Consider the following 16,422-nt stretch of genomic DNA (forward strand, 5'->3'; position numbering starts at 1 on the left):
GCTATAAAAGTAGAGAAAAAAGATAATACAGGGTTGCCATCATCACGATTCCTCCTGATTCTATTAAAAAGGGAGCGTGGGAAGCTTTTTTAGCCTTCCTACTTGTGCGTGTTCGTATTTGCCTTTGCTGTTTCCTAAGAATGTCCGTTATGTCTTGTTTCATTTCCACGCTTGATTGATATTTCCCTCTAATCGCCCGCTTCAATGGCTCTCTGTATGGCGTTAATACACGCACAGCATTTATTTTTTGAACCAACGTTTTTTCCGGATCTGTGCCTTTATCAAATCTCCTTGGATAATACACATGTAAAAATACCATAACAAATGAAAATAGATCGTAGCTTGGTTCTGCACGCCTCGTGCCCATTCCCCAGTAGCCGCGATCATAAAACTCGGTATATTCCTTAATTGCTCTTCCTTTTCGTGTTGTTCCACCGACATCTACCCAGCGAATGCTTGGGGGATTCGTGATCACAAGCAAGTTATCTATTTTTAAATCTCCAAATATCCAACCTGAATGATGTAGCTGTTCCAGCCCGTCCAGCAGTTGAAGCATCAATACACCGATCCATTCATCCCCATGGCGTTTGATAAAAGAAGTGATTGACTCACCTTGTAAATATTCCATCACATAGAAGGCATATTTAGCGCCAGAAGCTGACACCCAGTCATCAACATCCAGTAAAGAAGGCCCAAGAAGATTTCCCTGGACCTTCTTTAATGATTGCAACACATTCACTTCCACTGTCATGGATGCGCCTTGATCACTAATTTTTAAAGCAACGGGGCGACCATTCGATTCACACAGATAAACTGTGCCCACTGCACCTTCACCGAGTTTCCTTTTTACGATGTAGTGTTTATCGTGCCATTTCCCCTTGATCCGCATTCCTGGGCGAATATCAATATCCTGTCTCTTCCACGTTTGATTCATCTTCATCTCTAAAGCTCCTTAATAAGCTTTTCTTACCAAATTGGTACATGGCCTCACGGATTGCCGGCCCTGTCGGTGTAATACCGCCACTTGATAATTTCGGGAAAACAGTGGATACGCTGTCCAATTTGGGCGACCAATCAAACACCCTGTCAATATCCTTTCTTTTTCCCGGGAAACTAAAGATACAAAAGCGATTCCTGCCTATTCTTGAATTCAAACTGATGGATAGATCGATCAGCGCTTCTTTTACAGTGAGTAGTTTGTCATACATGCTTGCACTCGTATCGACTAACACAAGTACTTCTAAATCACAGGTTTCACCCATATCTTCAACGACTTCCATAATTTCGCCGCGCTTTTCAGGATCTAAATCCTCTAATGTTTGTTTTTCACCAAGAATTTGCTGCAACTCTTTATTAACAAATCCTTGTAGGGTCTGTGTCATTGCTTGTTTTGTAACGGTTTGTACGGTTTGAACCAATGTTTGCTTGTACACCAATTGGCTTACACCACCACCAGCGCGTGCAATATCTTCTACTTCCTGTAGACCTTCCGCATCTTCTGTATGTTCATCATCCAAAATGCCGATCACATTGACTGTGATCCCTTGTTCATATGCAAGTTCCGCCGTCTGAGCAGGATTCTCCCCTTTATTTGAGCAGCCATCCGTTAATAATAATATTTGCTTCAATGTTCCTTTCATCACAGCTCATTCCTCCCAACTAGTTGGCTAACATCATTGCCGGTATTGGAAAGAATTATACATGGTTGATCGTACAGATCTATTCTCTAAAGTGCTTTATCCTGATACACGGGTACGCTTGCCCATTCAGGCATGTTTTTTGAAACTTTGGCAACGAGTACTGTCATATCATCTTCAATCTCCCCGGATCTTGTCCGAATAACCTCCTCCAATAATAAATCTGCTATTTCCTGTGGATCATTTGTAGCCATTTCCCGAATTTTTCTCTTCACCCATAAATCAGTGTTTTCCACATGTTTCGGTCCCTCGAAAATACCGTCACTCATCATGATCAATAAATCGTCTGAAATTAATTGCTCACTAACGATATCAACATCAAACTCCTGAATGATTCCCATTGGTAAATTACTTGCTTCCACCTTCAACATTTTCTCTCCCCGTTTAATAAAGCTCGGTGTCGATCCAATTTTCAAGAAACGAACAAATGCATTGTGCAAATCAATCACTGCCAAATCAAGCGTTGCAAACATTTCATCGGTTGAGCGTAAAGATAATATAGAATTAATCGATTTAATTGCTACTTTTTCCGGTATACCTGTTTGCAGAATTTGCTGGAGGAGCCGGAGTGTTTCCATACTCTCTTCTCTTGCTCGCTTCCCATTGCCCATCCCATCACTAATTGCCATTGCATATTTTCCAGCCCCAAGTTCGATCGTTGTATAGCTGTCACCTGAAATTAATCCACCACCTTTTGCTGCATTTGCCGCTCCAGTTTCCACGATGAACTCCCGCGCTGAGCCAAACGATAAATAACAATACCCATTAGGAAATGGCGACACTTCCTCCTGCTTAACAATAATCATTTCCTTTAAAATATCGGATAACACTGGCGCAATCAGTTTCTCACCTTCCCCATGATAATTATAAAAGGAGAGCGTCATTTCAATATCTACATTTCCTTTTTCGAGTCGGTAAATATCCAATTTTTCTAAATCAATCCCCATATGCTTCAATGCGTGAATAATTTGCATTTCCTGTTGCTCATGCTGCTGCCGTTCTTTTAAAATTTCACTCGCAAAATCATCCATCACCTCGGACACCCCTTGTAGCTGATCCGCTACCAATCGCTTGCTTTCCATGACTTGCTGCTTTAGTTTGCGGTTTGCTTCAAAAAAGCTCGTCTCCTCTTTCATCGCTTCCACTACCTTTTTGGATTTCACACAATGATTTTCAAACGACCTCATAACTGTTCGATTTGGTTCTCGTCCATCCGTAACATCCTCTTTCATTTCCTCCATTAAGGAGTAGGTTTTATCAAATTCTTTTTGCCAGCAACGGTCTTTCATGAAACAACTTTGACAAGTCCTTTCCGTTACCTTACTTAAATAATAATCGGTTTCCCGCTTTTTCTCGTCCTCATCCTCTGAAAAGTTATCGGACGTTGTAAAACTTTTTGATAACGCTTCAAATACATCAGAAAATTGTTCTACGCGCTTTGCTGTTACATTACGGACCTTTTGTAAATATTGCTCCTGTTCATTTGTATATTCCTCTGTTCCAGGTATATAGCGGGAAAGCTTTGTGAACCAACTTCCCGGCGTAATAAAAAAGAAAGCGATCGCAATAGAAGATTCAATAATAGAAGGAACCAATGAATCGAAATCACCATATATCCCAATCATAAATGTCCCGACAAGCAAGCCAGCGCCCACCCCAACGCGCTTTCCTTCCTTCAGCAATCCACCCAGCAGCCCTGAAAAGGCAAGTAAACTCATTTGGTACAGGTTTGCAACATTTGCTAAGGATAAAATTAACCCGGCCACAACACCAACTGTAGAGCCAATCGCCGCACCCCCTACAAAGGAAAGTACTAATACAAAGTAACGCGACAGAATTTGCTCGACTGAAGCATCGTAAATTTCCCAACCGATTGTACCAGTAAGAATGGAAGCGATTAAAATAATCATGCAGACAATTTCTTCGTTTTTTAATACAGGTTTATATCTTTTTGGTGATAATAATGGAATGCTTTGCATAAAGATTAGTACAAGGACCGTTCCCAACACCCCCTCAACGAGAAGGAGCATCCATTCATAAGAGGATAACTGTCCATTGAAGGAATAGAGAAATAACCGTGGTGCTATCGTAGATATGAAAACAAGAATCGGAACAATCACCTGCTGATTTTTTGTGTTTTTAAATAGTGCCGCGATAAAAATAAACACAAGCATCGCTAGTCCAAGAAAAACACTTTGGTTTAAGGAATAAGTCAATGCCCCAGCAAGGACAGCAAGCATTGACTTTGCGGTTTTGTTCTTATGTACAAACCACATTGTCGCAATAAAAGCCACAGCAAACGGTGATACGACAGACAAAATGACAGCTCGTCCTAATAAAAACCCGACGATAAAAAATAACCATCCCTTTTCTAGTAATATCGTATGTGCCGCTCTATACATTTGCTTACGGATTTTTTCTATTTGTTTCGTCTTTTCCACCCCGAATGTTTTAGGGGCAACTTCCGGAACCGAACGCATCATATAATCCACTCCTGTCTTTGAAGATATTAAACCACATGAGGCATCCTTTTTTTGTCTAAACAACAGAGCAGACCCAATAAATCGTTCGACGCTTTCTAAGCTTACAAGCAGATTTCAACACGAACGACTGTACGTTGTCTTTTCGTTTATCGGTTAGATAAGCGATTTATGGGAAAAAACTCACTTTCTACTTTTGGCGAAAAGGCTGAGGTTGTGACGAAAGAAAGTTCCCTTTTTTTCCTTATCCTCAATAATTCGATTAAAGTATAAATCAGTAAGCCAAGTTTTTTGAAAAAATATTCCTATTGACACAAACCTAACTCTATTGTATGATAGCTCCTGTTGGCTTATTTGGCGGCGTAGCTCAGCTGGCGAGAGCGTACGGTTCATACCCGTAAGGTCGTGGGTTCGATCCCCTCTGCCGCTATAATGAATAACTTGCTATCATGCAAGTTTAAGAGAAGATAGCCCGGTTAAAGTAAATTTTTACTTTAACCGGGCTGTTTTTTATTTATATTGATAAAGTGAAACTTCATTCAGTAGGGGTTTTTCTTCCCGCCAAACCGTGATATATATCTGTTTATTCAAAATACTGCTGCAACATATCAGAAGTTCTTTCTGGTGCAAATATTTGAGTCAATTTCGTCGAACTATTTGGATGTGTGCTAAAAACCGTTGATTTGCACTGCAGGCGGACGCTTTCCGCGGGCACGGCTTCAGCCTCCTTGAGAAACCCACTCTGCGGGGTCTTCAGACACGTGCTTTTCCCACTGGAGTCGCCGCCTTCCGTTCCAATCAACGATGTAGTGCTTCGAATTAATGAATGATTAAATGATAGTGTATCTTATATTTGGGACTATGGATAAGTTGAAGTGCTTACGAAATTGGCTCCTATGAACCAAAACAGTAATGCAAACTGCCGAAAATGAAAATCCAACCTAGCAACTGGAATACGCGAGACTCCTGCGGGAAAAAGGCCTAGATGAGACCCCGCAGAGCGTTAGCTCAAGGAGGCTCATTAGCCGCCCGCGGAAAGCGAGTGTATTCCAGTTGCGGCAATCGAAGAGAACATTTTGTCTTCACCCTTTTTTCAAGTATACAATTTTTCATTTCAAGGTTCTGGAAAATATTTTTGAAACGTTGCACTAGTTTATCGGAGTAACAAAAACACATCGCTCTTTTAATTTAAAATAACAATAGAAGAAAAAACGAGAAATGACAAATTTTCGCTAGGTCACTACAATCGCAATTTTAAAAGTGAAATTCGAGATCAATAGGGTTTGTAGTGCGCTTATTATTCTTTTTTGCCAAAATTTAGGTTAAACAAAAAGCAGGTGCCACTTTTTATGAAAGTAGTACCTGCTTTTATCATCTATGATTATAGAGCATTCTAATAGACAGCAACTGCTATCCTCTTTTAGCACCTCGACCCCCGCGTTTGGATTCCGTGTGCTTCTTTAAAGAGGCTAAACGGTCTTCTGAATCTTTGAGGAAACGGTTCATTTTTGATTCAAATGTTTCCGTGCGCTCACGGGTATCTCTTTGTGGGCGTTTTGGTCTGTCTTTTGCTTTCTTAATAGACAACCCAATTTTGCCGTCTTTCTCAACATTAATAACTTTTACCTTTACTTCGTCACCGACGCTAAAATGTTCATTAATGTCTTTGACATAGTTATCAGCAACCTCACTAATATGGACAAGGCCTGTCTTGCCTTCCTCTAACTCAACAAACGCTCCAAAATTAGTAATACCAGTTACCTTTCCCTGCAGCTTGCTGCCTACTTCGATTGACATAAAAAAAATGCTCCTCCTTAAAATTATAAATATATCGTTCTACCTATAGTATAGCCAATAAAGGCAAAGTGTGTCAATATGCCGGATCCTCATTAGGTAATTTGAAAATCATTTCGCCCTTTTTCGAGAAGAAATAGTTCGTTCGGGCTATTTCCAATACATAATCCTCGTCTTTTAACAGTTCAATTTCTTCATTCATGTCATCTTCCTGTTTTTTTAACGATGTTAGATCCTTTTCTAATTGCTCATATTGCTCTGCTTTATCTGCCTGAAGTACACGCTGCTTAATGTGGTATGTCGCCATGCTCCCGATCACAATCATTGCCACTACAGAAAATAACACAAGTCGGCGCATTAACCGTTTTCTTTTTCTCTTTTGCCTTCCTATGTAAGCATCATACTGCTGCATATAATTTGAATCTAATCTTGTAACTGTTTTTTCCTTTGAAGTCAAAGCCTCTACCTCCTTTTAAACGTAATATACTTCATCCACTTGGTAGTTATATTCTTCATTGTACTATAAAACCCTGCTAATTTGTATAATAATTTTTTTAATCTTTTTGGTAATAAGCGATATAACAGCTTGAGAAGTCCTTTTATTGGAAACAACAAGATCTTGAGCAGGAAGAGAAGCACGACTCCAACTACATGGATGATGAAAAGGATAATCGTAAATATCGCCTTCACAATCCACTTGATTGGAGTAATAAACAGTACCTGGATTAACCTTGCAATAAAACGGTAGATGGCGGCCACCATAAGGATAACCCGCTCCAGCACCTTTATATATATACTTCGGGCAAGTGCCTGATAAATAGAAAACCCAAGCAGACAGGCTACAAATATATAAAATCTTAGTTCGCCGCCATTGACACGAAATAACACATAAAATAGCAAGACAGTTTGTGTCAACCAAAAGCAGATTTCCAGCAAATAAGTTAAAATAAGCCTTTCTTTCCAATAAGGTCTAAATCGATAATAGGTATCTTTTATGATACCCAAATAAAAGCCACATAAAACCATCGTAATCATGGTGATAAATTGCACACTTAAAGTCATCTGAATAGCTTGCTAAAGAAGCCTTTAGCTTTCTCCTGTTGCTGCTCGTCCACATAGGAAAGCTCATATATTTTCCCTTTGATGATGACAGAGCCTTCACTAACATCCAAATTTTTTAATTGCAAATTTTCCCCGCGGATAATAAGATAACCCATCACTGTTTCCAGTAGAAACTCCTCATTATCGAAGCTATCTACTTCTTTAACACCCGTAATCTCGAGGTCCTTCCGGTTGTTCATCTTTACAGTATGATCTGTTTCAACGCGCGTGATATTTTCCCGATTCTCATAATAATTCATATTAAAAGCCCTCCTTATCATTATTACTTTATGATAGGAGGGACAAGTATAGAACGGTTAACTATTCATTTTTCTCTTCTTTGATCACTTTATATAATGTTTCCGCTTCATCCTTTTTGACGTTTTCTCTGAGATCCATCACTTTTAGTGTTACAATGTTTTGTCCAAACTTAATGACAAGCTCGTCCCCTATTTCGACGATCGAGGCGGCCTTCGCTTTATTGCCATTAATTGTAATCCGTCCCTGATCAGCAACCTCTTTTGCCATGGTTCTACGCTTAATAAGGCGGGAAATTTTTAAAAATTTATCCAATCGCATGACGATCACTCTCCTCTTTTTGCTTGTTCCCAGTACCGATCCATCTCTTCCCTTGATGCTTGTTGGATATCTTTTTCGTTTTTCGTAAATTGTTGTTCGATAAAAGAAAACCGGGACATAAATTTCTGGTTGGTTTGATTTAACGCAATTTCTGGGTTAATTTTATAATACCTCGTTAGATTGGCCAGTACAAATAGAACATCGCCAAATTCTTTCTCTATTTCAACATGATCATTATTTGCGATTGCTTCGTTGACTTCCTTTATTTCCTCATCCAATTTATCCCAGATTTCCGAAACGTTCACCCAGTCAAAACCTACTTTTGCTGCCTTCTTCTGGATTTTAAACGCCCTTGCCAGTGCTGGCAGCCCTTTTGGGACACCATCTAATACCCTTTTACGTTGATCGCCCTTTTCTTCCTGCTTCAATGCATCCCAGTTTTTGTTCACTTCTGCTACTGAATCAACTGTAGTGTCGGCGAAAACATGTGGATGACGATGGATCATTTTATCTGTAACCGAGCGAATAACGTCATCAATCATGAAATAGCCATCATCTTCCCCGATTTGACTATGAAGCATCACCTGTAGGAGTAAGTCTCCAAGCTCCTCAATGATGCCATCATCATCCTGGTCATCGATTGCTTCAATCAATTCGTACACTTCCTCTATCGCATGTTCCCTTAGTGATTCATGTGTTTGCACCTGATCCCATGGACAACCGTCTGGTCCCCTTAGCGTGGCTATAACTTCACGTAGCCGGGAAAAGATGTGATGTAACAAATCAGCTGGTGCCGGTGGAACATAGACACTGGTTAAATTACTGATTTCCATGGAGCGATCAAGTTCCTCTATTGGTAACTTCCATATGCGCTCATCCGCACTACCAACCGCTTCTACGATAACAACCTCATAATCAGCAGGCAAATCTTCCAATAGAGCTAGTTTTACTTCTGAAGCGGTAAAACGATCATATACCTGACAAAAGATAAGATGGTGTCGATAGTCGAGCTGACTGCGGACAAAGGAAGTACCATCAACAAATTGGAACCCTTCGATGGGATCTATTTTTAATGCTGTAAACAAATCATCTAAATAGCTTTTTCCCCCGACAACTTCTACTTCTATTTCATTTTGTTCAAGCAATAGCTGAACCGTTTTTTCCGCCAGCATCGGATGTCCCGGAACCGTGTAAATAACAGGTGATTCCTTCGCCTTTTCAATTAACTTTTCTACAATTGCATGATAAACAGCGGCGAATTGTGTCTCCGCTTCATAATTTTCATCAAAAGATTCAAATTTAACACCTTCCTGCTCCAATGTATGGATAACAGGATGATCGGTTGTTCGTGTATAAACAACATGGTTGGCGTCTGTTAGTTTTTTATAAATACCTAGTGGCAATTGATTCATATCACCTGCACCAAGACCAATAATTTCAATGGTATGACTCATCTGTTTTTCCTCCCTTTATGAATACGAATAAAAAATGAAGCAAATGGTAGCATTGTCAGCTCTTCTTCCGTAAAAGCCCGTCCCCTTAACAAACAAAGCATGAAAAGACCGCCGCCGGTGATCGCTATAAATAGGACATACATGAATAAACCCAGCCGGGATACTATGGCAAAAGAGGAGGAAATATAGTCCAATATGAATAGATAAAGTACCATGGCTACAATTGCTCTTATCAATGCCCAGACGTTTAGCCTCCTAAAAAAGTGTAGTGCTGGCAATTTCCTTTTCAATGACAGGGACACCAATAAATATAGGATCGTTAAACTAAAGATTGTCGCAATCGCGCTTCCCGTAATCCCCCATATTGGTACAAACAGTTCGTTTCCTATCCATTTCATCAAAAGGGAGATAAGGATAAATCCAGCTGTTCGTTTAACATATCCCAGCCCTTGCAGCACAGAGGATGCTGTAATCGCCATCGAGCAGAGAAAAATAGAGAGTACTAAAATTTGCAAATCGAATGTTCCTTTATTGTCCTGAAACAATAATAAGTTCGCGTCCGGGAAAATGGCAATCAATCCAACGGTTGCGCCAACTGCTAAATAAAAACTGAACAATAACGCAGTCCGTATGTATTGATAAAATCCTGCTGGGTCGCTTTCTAACTTTTCCCTGGAAATCGTTGGTATAAGCGCAAGTGCAAACGATGACCCCAGCACCGTCCCAAGCTGAATTAGAGGCTGGCCACGGTCAAAAACCCCTTTAGCTTCCATTGCAGTAACCTTTGAAAAACCATGCTCCATCAAGCCTGGAACGAGTGTAAACGCATCTGCAAATTGGATCACCAAGAGAACCATATGATTGAGCGCCGCGATCATTCCTAAAGTGATTAAGATTTTCATATAATATTTCCACGGAATTTGCCATTGTTCATGTGTAACCAGCTTGCGCTTCATTACACTTATCCGGAAAGAAAATAGAGATATATTTTCTTTCTTGCAAAAATAAAAACCAAGAATCAGAATGGCTGTAATGCTTCCGATAATGGATGCCATTGCAGCAGCTTTTCCAATTTTATAGACATCCCAGCCATGAAGTCCGACAAAAACCGCAGCGGAAATAATAATACACACACGTATAAACTGCTCCCCAATTTGTGAATAGGCTGTTGGCTTCATCTCAAAGTTACCTTGGAAGGCACCCCTTAATAGTGCCGTAAAGGGAATGAACAAAAAAGCAAATGCAGCAAAGCGATAGGTGCTCGTTAAATCCCCGTCACCCACCCAAACTGCTAGTGTCGGTGCAAAGATATACAAGAATAGAAATAGTAGACCATTGATTCCTGCTAACAATAAAAAAATCGGTATGTAAAAGCCCCTAAAAGAAAGACGCTTTCCTGCTGCTTTTAAGTCAACAGCCATTTTAGATATTGCCGATGGAAAGCCGTATAAAGCCAACACCGTCACCATGCCTAGTATCGGGTACACTTGCTGATAAATATAAAAGCCGATATCTCCTGTCATGTTTTGCAGTGGAATCCGGTAGCCTGCACTCAAAATCTTACTGATCAAACCCGCTAACGTTAAAACAAGCGCACCTTTAACTAATTTATTTGATTCATTACCGTCCATGTTAAACGCCTTTCTAAGCTTACAAATTATATATTATTATAGCATATAATATTACTGCGTCATTTTTAGATTTATTTTCAAGAACCATAATAAAAGGCCGTCTTAAAAGTTATACACTTCTTAAGACAGCCCTTTGTTCATGTACATATTATTCCATCTGCTTTGCCAGGAATACCGCGGCCGTTTCCGCAGCTTTTTGTTCCACTTTACTCAGTTTGTCAGCTTCTTTGGAAAATATCATCACACAACCGATCGGATCGCCATTTGCAATAACTGGACTGATACAATGAGCGGTTAACTCCTCTTTATTTCCGTCCACTATCTCAATATTGTTCGATTCTGTTTCAAAAACCTGGGATCGGCCTTCAATCGCTTTTACGACCTCGGAACCAATATTTTTGTTTAAATAGTCCTTTTTCGATTCTCCAGCCACCGCAATAATCTGATCTCTATCACAAATGATTACTGGTACTTGCAGGGAATCAAACAATGCTTCCGCATATTCCTTCGCAAATTGACCCAGTTCATTGATGGGTGAATATTTCTTTAAAATGACTTCGCCTTCCCGATCAACAAATATTTCCAGTGGATCACCTTCACGAATACGTAACGTTCGTCTAATTTCTTTTGGAACAACTACCCTTCCCAAATCATCAATTCGTCGTACAATTCCTGTTGCCTTCATACTAAGTAGCCTCGCTTTCTCATGATGATTGAAGTTCGTGCCTTTACTTCAAATTATCCTCATAAAGTGAAACTTCATTCAGTGCGCGTTTTCGACGCACAGGACGTCGCGAATTTAGTCTGTCATTCCCACTGAATGTTAGTTAAACCAATCGGGCTTGTGCAGGTAGTTATCCCCCATAATTTTTTCTGTTTCCCTATGTTTTTGAGGTGGGGGATTTACTGCCCGCCAAACTGCGATAAAATGAAAATATCACCAACTATGCTTTTAGTATGAATCATCCTTAAGGAACTATACATAAGATACCATATTTTTATCCAGTTCTATCCACGTCTGTTAATTTTGAGATAAATTCCTCCACAACTTCATAACGGTTTTGCTTTGTCTCACTTGAATATTTGAATGAAACCTTTAATTTATTATGCTCTGTCCCCAGCAGGACATTACGACCAAACGTGTTGGCTAATTCAAAAAGTTTAGCACCGTCCATCTGCTCACTACGCTTCTCATCGACAGTCAGTACTATTTTCTTATTCTTCTCACTGATCGATGCTACCCGTTCTTTTTTTGCATACATTTTCAATACGGATACAGCGAATAAGTTTGCTACTTCTGTTGGATAGTCACCGAATCGATCAATTAATTCGTCCTTTAATTCATCAATATCTTCAGCAGCAGTCATCGTTTGAAACTGTTTATAAATATCAATTTTTTGCTTTTCATCTTTTATATACGTTTCCGGAATATACGCATCAATGTCTAATGCCAGCTCTGGTTCGAACGGGACGATATCCTCTGTCTCTTTGCCTGCTTTACGTGCATCAATCGCATCTTTAAGCATTTGTGAATACATATCAAAACCGACAGAATCAATGAAACCATGTTGTTGGGATCCTAACAGATTTCCCGCGCCACGGATAGATAGATCTCGCATGGCAATTTTAAAGCCGGATCCAAGCTCCGTAAACTCTTTAATGGCCTGCAGACGCTTTTCCGCTACTTCCGTTAATACTTTATCCTTTTTATACGTAAAATAGGCATATGCTATACGATTAGAACGACCAACCCGTCCTCTTAGTTGATAAAGCTGGCTGAGTCCCATACGGTCCGCGTCATTGACGATCAGCGTATTTACATTGGGGATATCCACACCTGTTTCAATAATCGTTGTGCTGACAAGTACATCGAATTCCCCTTCTAAAAAGCCAACCATGACGTTCTCAAGTTCTGTTTCATTCATCTGTCCATGTGCAACCGCTATTTTGGCGTCATCTACCAACATACCAAGGTCACGGGCAACTTTATCAATGTTTTCCACCCGATTATAAAGGAAAAACACTTGTCCGCCACGAGCCATTTCCCGTTCGATTGCTTCCCTAATAAAAATGGGGTTATATTCCATCACATACGTTTGAATCGGGAAACGATTTTCCGGTGGGGTTTCGATTACAGACAAGTCACGGACACCGAGCATGGACATATGCAATGTTCTTGGGATTGGTGTAGCTGTTAACGTAAGTACATCTACATTCGTCTTCAGCTGTTTTATTTTTTCCTTGTTTTTTACACCGAAACGTTGTTCTTCATCCACTACAAGTAAACCTAAATCTCGATATTCTACATCCTTTGATAATAAGCGATGTGTACCTATAACAACGTCAACCGTTCCTCTTCTTATGCCATTAATGGTATCCGTTTGCTGTTTCTTTGTACGGAATCGGCTTAATAAACCGATGTTAATCGCATGGTCCTGAAATCGTTCCTGAATCGTTTCAAAATGTTGTTGTGCAAGGATCGTGGTTGGAACTAAAATCGCAACTTGTTTCCCATCAGCCACCGCTTTAAAAGCAGCACGGATGGCTACTTCTGTTTTCCCATAGCCTACATCCCCACAGAGCAGACGGTCCATTGGACGTTCCTTTTCCATATCCTGTTTTATTTCTTCTATACAACGCAATTGATCCGATGTTTCCTGATAGGGGAAGGATGCTTCAAATTCACGCTGCATTTCTGTATCCGATGTATATGCATAACCTTTCTTCGCTTCTCTTTCCGCATAAAGCTTGATCAAATCATCCGCAATATCCTCTACAGATGACTGGACCTTTCGCTTCACCTTCGTCCACTCTGTTCCACCTAATTTATAGAGCTTTGGTTCCTTTCCTTCTGAACCAACAAATTTCTGGACCAGATCAATTTGATCAATCGGCACGAACAATTTATCATCGCCGGAGTATTTGATGAGCATATAATCTTTATGCAGCTGGTTTACTTCCAGTGTTTCAATTCCCAAATATTTACCAACTCCGTGATTGGCATGGACAACATAATCTCCGACCTTTAATTCTTGATAATTTTGTATCCGTTCAGCGTTAGAAAGCTTTTGCCGTTTCTTGGGCCGTTTGGAACGTTTTTTAAATAACTCATTTTCTGTAACTAAGACCAATTTATGCATTGGGAGTTCGACACCATTACTGATATTACCCACTGTAATTGTTGGCTTAGCAACGGGAAGTGTTAAGTTTTTTGACACGGTTGCCTCAATATCATAATCCATTAAAATACCATGTATCTTCTCTGCACGTTCTGCATCAGGAGCCAAAATAACGACAGAAAAGTCTCCTTTTTCCCAGCGGTTTAGCTCGTTTTTGAACAAGTGCATTTGACCGTGAAATTCCTGCATTGCTCTGGAAGAAAGATTGATAATATTCTCAGGCTGTGTATTCGCAATATGTCGTAAAAAGACGGACATGTAAAGGCGCTGCTGGTGCATGTTATCCCATATCGACTGCCAATCAAATGAAAATTTACTGTTCCTTACCATTTGATTAGATGCTAATAGGCTACTGTACCACTCCGCCTCTTCTGTATCGAGATTGGTTGCCGATTCTTGTATTCTGCTCATTTCATCTAAAATAACGAGCCCGTTGGATGGAAGATAATCTAATAAACTAGCAGGTTTTTTATATAAGAAGCCGATATATTTATGCATTTCCTGAAAATGTTCTAGGTTTTTCAATCGTCCTATATCATGTTCCATTACTTCAATTAACGACTCTTTAGCCGCTGATGCTTTCATCTTTTTCAACGTTTCTGCTAGCGCTTCCTCCAGTCGCTCAGCACCAGTTAAAATATCCTCACCAGTGAGTAACAGTTCTGTAGCAGGCCCGACAATAATGGATGTTTGTTTGTCTAAAGAGCGTTGTGTTTCCGCGTCAAAATAACGTATAGAATCTATTTCTTCATCAAATAATTCAATACGGATGGGGTGTTCCTCTGTAATGGGGTAGATATCAACAATACCACCGCGCAGACTAAATTCACCCGGTGTCGTCACCATTGAGGCTCGTTCATAGCCCATATCAACTAATGAGGATAGATAATCATCGATATTAATTTCCTCACCGATTGTGAAATTTAATTGGTATTTATGCCAATAGTCAGGTGGTGGCATGATTCTTTTGAGCGCCGCAACTGGTGCAATTAGAATACCTGATTCTTTATCTAACCATTTCGTCAACGAATCAATGCGCTGACTTCTTAATTCAGGGCTGGCAATAGCAATTTCAGATGCGATTAATTCGTTCACTGGATATAAATGTACGTTCTTATTATCCATGAACTCGGATAAATCATCATAAAGCTGTTGTGCCTGTACCAATTGGTGTGTAACAAGTAAAACAGGCTTACTCGTCGATTCATTAATAACAGACACGAGCAGACTTCTGGCAGATCCGGATAAACCAGCAACAAGCTGTTCCTTCATCCCACTGGATATACCACTGATAATTGATTGTATGTCTTCCTTTGATTCTAAATAATTATTAATCCCTTTCATCATTAAACCCCCGAATTATCTTAGCAAACTTGGCATACGCCCAAGCCTTTAATAGCGTATGTCTTAGTTGCACTTATGCAGTAAGAAAGTAGTTATACTTTCTTACTGCCATTAAAAAACCTCATTCACTGATGTCATTTCTATCAGTTTAAGCGCAAAAATGCCTTGGTAAAGGCACCAAAGCTGTTCTTGCATATGCTATTATTGTATAAAAAAATCAAGTTCATGGTAGTGTGGGTGATCTTCCAATGCGTTCTCACAACTCTCACAAATAACTTGAATGGCTACATCACCATTTTGCTTAAAATGTATCATTTCTTTTGTTTCTCCAATAGACAATTTATCGATCCCTAACATCGTTGTATCAACGACGTCTTGATCCAATGCACCAATCTCTTGCCCGCAATGCCTACATGTATAGATGATAGACATAATACAACCTCCTCGAATAAACAAGTGGCATCCTACTTAAAAGTTTATCCGAAAAGTGACCTTTTATACATGATTGATCCATTTATCCCTGTTTAAAAAGCGATATTACGTCATGATATGTGATCATGATTGATTATATTCATTCATTACTTCGAGAAAATCTTTATCAAACCAGGACTCACAGGCATCAGCTGCTTTTTTAACACTGCTAACCACATCATCCTGCTGCTCTCTAGAAAACGACTGCAACACATAATCAACAACTGGAATAGGTGTTGTTGGTCTTCCAATCCCAATTCTCAGTCGTTTAAATTCCTTTGTACCCAAATGATCGATGGTGGATCTTATCCCGTTGTGACCACCATGACCACCTTTTTGACGTAAACGGATTTTCCCTGTTGGCAAATCCAGATCATCATATATAACGAGTACATCTTCTGTATTCATATCATAGAAATCCATCAAGGGACGAATCGACTCACCGGAAAGATTCATATAGGTTTGTGGCTGTAGCAAAATAACCTTTTCCCCTTTGGAAAACTCCATACTGTACTTCCCATTAAATTTCTTCTTATCCAGTTTCCATTGATGACGATCCAGCAGTTCTTCAATCACCATGAAACCGATATTATGACGGGTATCTTTATATTTCCTGCCCGGGTTTCCTAAACCAACAATACATTTCATGTTAACTTCTTCCCTTTTTGGAAAATAAAACAATCCCTCCTAAT

14 protein-coding genes and 1 tRNA gene are annotated in these 16,422 nt (G+C 39.8%); 1 reads left to right on the forward strand and 14 read right to left on the reverse strand.

Features of this window, described 5'->3' with window-relative positions; genetic code table 11:
- Position 1 precedes the first annotated feature (1 nt).
- The 3 genes from JOC34_RS17935 to spoIIE all read right to left on the reverse strand — a co-directional run bounded on the left by JOC34_RS17935 (position 2) and on the right by spoIIE (position 4,180).
- Positions 2–940, reverse strand: a complete 939-nt coding sequence (locus JOC34_RS17935) for a protein kinase domain-containing protein (protein WP_205138167.1) — start codon at positions 938–940, stop codon at positions 2–4.
- Positions 903–1,643: a VWA domain-containing protein gene (locus JOC34_RS17940; RefSeq protein WP_205138168.1), complete on the reverse strand. Its 741-nt coding sequence runs from the start codon at positions 1,641–1,643 to the stop codon at positions 903–905. Before JOC34_RS17940 ends, JOC34_RS17935 begins: the two co-directional genes overlap by 38 nt.
- 83 nt (positions 1,644–1,726) lie before the next feature.
- Positions 1,727–4,180, reverse strand: coding sequence for a stage II sporulation protein E (gene spoIIE, locus JOC34_RS17945; RefSeq protein ID WP_205138169.1), 2,454 nt, complete (start codon positions 4,178–4,180; stop codon positions 1,727–1,729).
- A 353-nt stretch (positions 4,181–4,533) separates the two neighbouring features.
- On the opposite strand from spoIIE, the gene JOC34_RS17950 reads away from it, so the two are divergent.
- Positions 4,534–4,607, forward strand: a tRNA-Met gene (locus JOC34_RS17950).
- Positions 4,608–5,587: 980 nt separating this feature from the next.
- On the opposite strand, the gene JOC34_RS17955 is transcribed toward JOC34_RS17950, so the two are convergent.
- The 11 genes from JOC34_RS17955 to pth form a co-directional block, all read right to left on the reverse strand.
- On the reverse strand, positions 5,588–5,974 hold the full coding sequence (locus tag JOC34_RS17955; RefSeq protein WP_205138170.1) for a S1 domain-containing RNA-binding protein: 387 nt from the start codon (positions 5,972–5,974) through the stop codon (positions 5,588–5,590).
- Positions 5,975–6,047: 73 nt separating this feature from the next.
- Positions 6,048–6,428, reverse strand: coding sequence for an FtsB family cell division protein (locus JOC34_RS17960; RefSeq protein WP_205138171.1), 381 nt, complete (start codon positions 6,426–6,428; stop codon positions 6,048–6,050).
- Positions 6,429–6,433: 5 nt separating this feature from the next.
- Positions 6,434–7,033 carry a spore cortex biosynthesis protein YabQ gene (gene yabQ / locus JOC34_RS17965; protein ID WP_205138172.1) on the reverse strand — a complete coding sequence of 200 codons (600 nt, stop codon included), beginning with the start codon at positions 7,031–7,033 and terminating at the stop codon, positions 6,434–6,436.
- Positions 7,030–7,332: a sporulation protein YabP gene (gene yabP, locus JOC34_RS17970; protein WP_205138173.1), complete on the reverse strand. Its 303-nt coding sequence runs from the start codon at positions 7,330–7,332 to the stop codon at positions 7,030–7,032. Before yabP ends, yabQ begins: the two co-directional genes overlap by 4 nt.
- A 61-nt stretch (positions 7,333–7,393) precedes the next feature.
- A complete protein-coding gene (locus JOC34_RS17975; RefSeq protein WP_205138174.1) occupies positions 7,394–7,651 on the reverse strand; it encodes an RNA-binding S4 domain-containing protein in 258 nt (85 codons plus the stop codon).
- 5 nt (positions 7,652–7,656) lie between these two features.
- The gene (gene yabN / locus JOC34_RS17980) at positions 7,657–9,105 is read right to left on the reverse strand and encodes a bifunctional methyltransferase/pyrophosphohydrolase YabN (protein ID WP_205138175.1); all 1,449 of its coding nucleotides are present in this window, start codon (positions 9,103–9,105) and stop codon (positions 7,657–7,659) included.
- Positions 9,102–10,736 carry a putative polysaccharide biosynthesis protein gene (locus JOC34_RS17985; RefSeq protein ID WP_205138176.1) on the reverse strand — a complete coding sequence of 545 codons (1,635 nt, stop codon included), beginning with the start codon at positions 10,734–10,736 and terminating at the stop codon, positions 9,102–9,104. The genes yabN and JOC34_RS17985 overlap by 4 nt, the downstream gene beginning before the upstream one ends.
- A gap of 148 nt (positions 10,737–10,884) precedes the next feature.
- The gene (spoVT, locus tag JOC34_RS17990; protein ID WP_205138177.1) at positions 10,885–11,421 is read right to left on the reverse strand and encodes a stage V sporulation protein T; all 537 of its coding nucleotides are present in this window, start codon (positions 11,419–11,421) and stop codon (positions 10,885–10,887) included.
- A gap of 313 nt (positions 11,422–11,734) precedes the next feature.
- On the reverse strand, positions 11,735–15,259 hold the full coding sequence (gene mfd / locus JOC34_RS17995) for a transcription-repair coupling factor (protein ID WP_205138178.1): 3,525 nt from the start codon (positions 15,257–15,259) through the stop codon (positions 11,735–11,737).
- 201 nt (positions 15,260–15,460) lie between these two features.
- On the reverse strand, positions 15,461–15,691 hold the full coding sequence (locus tag JOC34_RS18000) for an anti-sigma-F factor Fin (protein WP_205138179.1): 231 nt from the start codon (positions 15,689–15,691) through the stop codon (positions 15,461–15,463).
- A gap of 123 nt (positions 15,692–15,814) precedes the next feature.
- Positions 15,815–16,378: an aminoacyl-tRNA hydrolase gene (pth, locus tag JOC34_RS18005; RefSeq protein WP_205138180.1), complete on the reverse strand. Its 564-nt coding sequence runs from the start codon at positions 16,376–16,378 to the stop codon at positions 15,815–15,817.
- Between the last annotated feature and the right edge of the window lie 44 nt (positions 16,379–16,422).

Source organism: Virgibacillus halotolerans, assembly GCF_016908515.1.
Classification (GTDB): domain Bacteria; phylum Bacillota; class Bacilli; order Bacillales; family Amphibacillaceae; genus Virgibacillus_M; species Virgibacillus_M halotolerans.